Origin of the sequence: Eudoraea sp., assembly GCF_049665975.1 — a bacterium.
GTDB lineage: Bacteria > Bacteroidota > Bacteroidia > Flavobacteriales > Flavobacteriaceae > Eudoraea.
Map to the genome: position 1 here is coordinate 1 of NZ_JBATGR010000188.1, position 4576 is coordinate 4576.

Sequence of the window (4576 nt, forward strand, 5' to 3'; positions counted from 1 at the left end):
GAGACAATTAAAGAATTATAAGCGGGTCCTAATGCCCAAAAATGACGTTTTATATAAGAGTATGTAGCCAAGCCTCCAAAACTTAATATCCCAAAAATCAAATTATATGGATTAAACCAACAGAGAATCAATATACAAACCACAAGCCCAACACCACTTACTCCAAGGACATCAATTCTTCTAATTATACCCTGCGATAAAGGTCGGTAAGGAGAAGAAATCTTATCGGTATCAATTTGGAAGCAGTCCGTTAAGGCTTGCCCGAATCCATAGGACAGAAAAAAGGGAATTAAAACAATCCAAAAATTTAAATCAAGATTCGCCTTAGTAAGGGCAATTCCAGACATACCGGCAAAACCGGAAATAAAAAAGAGATAGGGACGCATATGGATCAAATAACTCTTCCAAAATCCCAAAGTCATCAAATTAAATACTTTCTTTTTCATAATTTAGGTGGCTAGACATATCTTTTTAGAAATCAATTCAAAATCAAAAGACCTTCCAAGAAAAATTTCCCCATCAATTTCCAAGGGAATGTCATTTTTTGATTTTATCCTCAAATTTTTGGAATAGTAAACAATTCGATCCTTTCCAATCTTAAACTCTCCCCTCGATAAATCAATTAAAGTCTTTAACAGAGATAATCGGCCCATTTCTTTACATAAGAAAATATCAAACCGATTCTTTTCTGAGCGTTCCTTGTTATAATGAAAGGACCCGGAGATATAAGGAATAAGGATTATTGATAGGTTAGACATAGCGACCTCAATTATCTTTTTCTGAATCCTTATTGTTATGGTCTTATTTGAGTGTTTGAAAATAGTAATTAAGGCTGTTGCTAAAATAGCCAGTTGAGTAGCTTTGGGCTTTAAAAAATTTATTAGTTTGTTAGGGTTATTAAATAAAAAATTGGCGTCGGCAGTAACTCCAAGCCCCGCATTTACCAAGAATATTTTTTCTAGTTTCTCACCATTGGAATTATCTATTTTGACACTTCCAATATCTTCGAATCTGGCGCTTTTTATATTTATTCTGACGGGAATTCCATTAATTAAATGGGCCATGGGTTTAAAAAAGTCATTACTAGAGCCAAGGGCCAATGCACCTAAAGTGAAACTCTTTAAAAGACCTTGTACCTGAAGTTCGTACAAAATATTTGCTGCGAAATTTATAGTGCCATCTCCCCCTCCAACAATAAACTGATAATATTCCTGATTGATAATTTCCTTAAAAAAAGACTGCAAATCAAAGGGCGGAGAATAGACTCTAACTATTACCTCCCCTCCTATATATTGTAAAACCTCCTTTTCTATTGTTTCCCATTTGCATTTAGCTGCTCCGGAATTAGCCGCCATATTAATAACGATTAAAGTCTTTTCCTCAATCATTGTTTTTTACTTTAATTTTTGAAATTATAAATGGCAATATCAAAAGATCACAAAGCATTGCTGCCAGAATAAAGAGTCCGATTAACAAGCCAAAGATTGCCAGATCCCACATACTTGAAAAAAGCAAAACAAAAAAACCAATACTCAAAATCAATGATGATAGGTATATAGGACTACCCACATTGTTTAAGGTATCCAATATAGCGTCATTAATACCAAATTCTTTTTTCCGATTGCGCCTTAACTCACTTAAAAAATGAATGGTATCATCAACGGCTATGGCATAACCAATCGTGAACAATATAGAAGTTGACCCTCTTAGTTCGATTCCCAGCCAGCCCATCAAACCTGCAATCATTAATAATGGTAGCATATTTGCCAAAAATGAAATTAAAAAATAGAAGAAGGATTTAAAACTCAATGAGATTAAAAGTGAGACAATAATGATGGAAAAGAGTAATCCGATAAACATTTCTTTAATTCGATAAGAATGGGCTAGATCGTTAAGATAGTCCTCCCCTGTTATGAAAAATTCCAAGTTATATTTAAAAGATAAAGAAGATAATAAGGGCCTCAAGCGTTTTTCAATATCCATCCTATAAGTTCTTCCTAAATCCTTCATCCTTCCACTAATGCGGCCTGCTTTTACCGAATCGTTATATAGATTCATTTTAATACTTCCTGCTTCCCCCATGACTAAATCCCTTTTGCCAAATTGATCATAGAGATAATCCTGAACCTGGGCTACTGATTTAACATTGTAAACACCTTCCTTAATTAGATATTTAGTAATCGTATCAGAAGCAAGGACTATATCTCTATATATACCATCTACAGAGGTTTTTTGGTTAGGTCTAATCATTATATCAAAGCCATTTTCACCACCGAATTCCCTTCCATATTCAATAATACCTTCTCTCAAATTCTCTTCATCCGGGAGGTTAGTTAATTTTTTAGTATTCGTATCAATTTTAAATATTCCAATGAGGATGATTATTGAAACAATTACAGCGCTAATACGCCAGCTTTTTATAGCTAAAAGTCTCTTATAAGCTACAATATACCAGCCAGAGAATGGCAACGTATTTGTACTCAATCTCTTCATAATATTTCTAAAAAAGGGTTTCATAAATAGAAAACTAAAACACACCAAATTAACTGTCAAGGTGCTCATAATTGCAATAGCTGCATATAAACCAAAATATTTCATAGCCGGCAAAACTGAAAAATACAAGCTTCCAAACCCTATTGCCGTGGTAAGATTGGCAAGGGCAATATCAGGGAATTTTTCCTTTATTACTTTTTTGCGGACTATTCCCGGATCAGAATTATCTTTTAATTCTTTTTGATATTTTTTATAAATATGAAGGCAATTATTAATGCTAAATAAAATGATAAGAACCGGTAAAATATTGGAAAGCACCTCAAGTCTAAAACCAAAAAAACCATAAATCCCATAAGTCATTATCAACGAAAAGAATATTATAATTAAGGTGATAAAAACCAATGACAATGATCGGAAAATCAACATCATTAAAAAAGTCATAACAAGAACCAATATAACTCCTAAGTATTTTAGTTCTTTTACCATTAATGTGCTAAACGTACTTTCTATAAAGGGCCTTCCGATAAAATAGTTCCTTTTAAAGTTTTGGGATTTCAGAATTCTTTTTAATTTTTCAATTGTTTTTGATAATTCACTTTTTGCAAGATCCTCAGTTAAACGGATAACTAAAAAAGTACTTTCTTGATTTTTGCCTATAAATTCTGAAGTAAGCAGTCTGTTTTTGATTACCTGAATACTGTCTTCTTTATACTTTTCGGATGAGTTTGGATGGATTATGGGAAGATTTATAAAACCATTTAAAACTTTATGCGGTTTTCGTATATTAAATAAAGACTTAACCATCGACACCTCTGATTGTGATTCTATCGTTTTAATTGTATTCTTTAGCTTTTTAAAAAAAACACTATCATAAAGGGAGCCATTTGAAAGAATGAGTAGTCCAATTGTGTGATCTGGATTTAAAGCAAATAAATTTCTATAGTCCTTATAATCATTTAGGGCTTTTTCATCTTCTGGGAAATAATCATTTGCATTTACCTCAAAATTTATATTCTTTAAATAAAATAACCCCAAAACGAGACCGGCTATAAGAAGGGAAAATATTAGATTAACATAAAGCTTTGTCCCTTTCATTTTAAATGATTTTTCAAGCTCCTATTTGCCATTGTAAACTCCTGTCCTCTGGGATACGTTTGGAAGACCATATCCCAAAATGGATTGGAAACTCCATAGGCGTTTTTTGGGTTTATGTGGTGATGTATTTCATGATACACCCAGAAGAACTTTAAGGAGTTTTTAGGAGCATTATAATGATGAACGATATAATGGACAAACAAATAAAAAGCATATCCACTGCCAAATCCAGAACTAAAAATAAGACCATGCCCACCACCTGTACTATAGCCTATGATATTAATTGCTAAAACAAGGGCAATTTTCAAGTAAATTGAGGTTTTATAAAATCTCTGATCGGAGGGGTATTTATGGTGTACTCCATGAATATCATAAACCCATTTTCTATAGGGTTCTTTCTTTATTCTAAGGTGAAAAACGAATCGATGTATAAAATATTCTAAGAGACCAAAGGCTATAAAACCAATGGCAAAGAATAACATTATTTCAAAAAAACTGGATATAGAAACAAGTAATAAGGAAACAAAACAGATAAATCCTATAGAAACTATTTCTATTATTAGGTCTCTGTAAACAGATAGTCTTTGTCTCTTCTCTACATACATCTTACATCTAATTTAATTTGATCTTGCTCTGTCAATTTTAATGTGCTTACTAAATAATAATCATATCGAGATATTGAAATAGGCTTAAATGTGTTGTATAAATAATCCCCTTCTGAACAACAAATATTTAAAAAGTCTATGCCTTCCGAATGGAGAATTTCCATAGCGATATTCAACTCCTTCAATTCTAGGTCCATCACCTTATAAAGGGTGGCTATTTTCATTGATTTAGAGCCATCCGGATATCTTGGTTTGCTATAAAACTTATTAACCAACTGAATGCCTTTCTTTAGCAAGTATGGGATTTGAAGAATTTCGAGTTGGTATGTTTTATATGTATTGAAAATATCAAAACCCTTAAAGTATCTTGAGTAGGCCAGATC

At 32.5% G+C, this 4576-nt stretch carries 5 protein-coding genes; all 5 read right to left on the reverse strand.

From position 1 onward, the window contains the following. Positions 1-446, reverse strand: a 446-nt coding sequence (locus WBN20_RS07095) for a UbiA family prenyltransferase (protein WP_424281195.1), incomplete at its 3' end; no start/stop codon positions are given. Positions 447-449: 3 nt separating this feature from the next. Further along, positions 450-1388 carry a diacylglycerol/lipid kinase family protein gene (locus WBN20_RS07100; protein ID WP_424281196.1) on the reverse strand — a complete coding sequence of 313 codons (939 nt, stop codon included), beginning with the start codon at positions 1386-1388 and terminating at the stop codon, positions 450-452. Continuing rightward, on the reverse strand, positions 1381-3588 hold the full coding sequence (locus WBN20_RS07105) for an efflux RND transporter permease subunit (RefSeq protein WP_424281197.1): 2208 nt from the start codon (positions 3586-3588) through the stop codon (positions 1381-1383). The genes WBN20_RS07100 and WBN20_RS07105 overlap by 8 nt, the downstream gene beginning before the upstream one ends. After that, on the reverse strand, positions 3585-4193 hold the full coding sequence (locus WBN20_RS07110; protein WP_424281198.1) for a sterol desaturase family protein: 609 nt from the start codon (positions 4191-4193) through the stop codon (positions 3585-3587). Before WBN20_RS07110 ends, WBN20_RS07105 begins: the two co-directional genes overlap by 4 nt. Further along, positions 4184-4576: hypothetical protein (locus WBN20_RS07115; RefSeq protein ID WP_424281199.1), on the reverse strand; the 393-nt coding region annotated here is incomplete at its 5' end. The genes WBN20_RS07110 and WBN20_RS07115, both read right to left, overlap by 10 nt.

Excerpts from the sequence above, each read along its gene's own strand:
- WBN20_RS07100 (WP_424281196.1), bottom strand. The coding sequence starts at position 1,388 with ATGATTGAGGAAAAGACTTTAATCGTTATTAATATGGCGGCTAATTCC.
- WBN20_RS07105 (WP_424281197.1), bottom strand. The coding sequence starts at position 3,588 with ATGAAAGGGACAAAGCTTTATGTTAATCTAATATTTTCCCTTCTTATA.
- WBN20_RS07110 (WP_424281198.1), bottom strand. The coding sequence starts at position 4,193 with ATGTATGTAGAGAAGAGACAAAGACTATCTGTTTACAGAGACCTAATA.